General features: G+C 64.1%; 1 protein-coding gene. It reads right to left on the bottom strand.

Annotation, left to right across the window (positions count from 1 at the left end; genetic code table 11):
• Nucleotides 1-814 (bottom strand): IS21 family transposase (gene istA, locus KJQ96_RS38565; RefSeq protein WP_213291167.1); only part of this gene is annotated, 814 nt, incomplete at both ends.

Below are 814 nucleotides of genomic sequence, written 5' to 3'. Positions count from 1 at the left end.
TGGTCTCGTAAAGGCGTACCACGACCTGGCTGCCGATCGGCGCGGGGCGCGCGGCATAGTCGCTGTGATCCACCCGCACGGTGGTGTCGTCGTAGACGGTACGCACGAGCTCGGAGAAGTAACGGAAGCCGGTCGCGGGCAATGGCCGCAGATGCGGCTTCTCCTCCTGGAACATGGCCTCGACCTGACGCCTCATGCTGCCATGGATGCGTTTGGAAGCCCAGTTCGTCTCCCAGTGCTCCAGAAAGCTGTTCTGAGCCTCGAGTGATTCGAAGCGCCGCCCGGCGAGCGCGGTGCCCTGGGTGTGCTGGATCGCGTTCTCCACGGTCCCCTTGCGGTTCGGGTCCCGCACCCGTGCCGGATCGGCGACGACGCCGTAATGCGCGAGCACCGCGCCGTAGAGCCGGTTGAGCTCGGGCTCGTAAAGGTCGGGCGTGACGACGCCTTCCTTCAGATTATCGAGCACGACATAGCCGACGGCGCCGCCAAAATATCGAAAAGCCCCTTCGTGGAGCTGTGCCCAGATCTGCTGGCTCGACTTCCAGACCACCCGCCGGAAGCTACGCCGCGAGTAGCGCAGGGTCATCACGAACAGGCGCGGCCGGCGGTAACGACCGCTCTTCGGATCACGGGTCAGCGCGCCTTCGCCATAATCGACCTGGGCTTCCTCGCCGGGGGCAAACTCGAGACGGTCAAACTGTTTGGGATCGATGTGGCGCAAGGCGCGCACGAAACGCTTGACGCTCTCGTAGCTGGCAGTGAAGCCGAGCTGATCAACCAGATCCTGGTAGATCGCCTGCGCATTGCGCTTCAG

This window comes from Bradyrhizobium sp. sGM-13 (assembly GCF_018398875.1).
Taxonomy (GTDB): domain Bacteria; phylum Pseudomonadota; class Alphaproteobacteria; order Rhizobiales; family Xanthobacteraceae; genus Bradyrhizobium.
The sequence above is the reverse complement of the archived record's forward strand: the minus strand, read 5'-3'. Positions and strand labels throughout refer to the sequence as shown.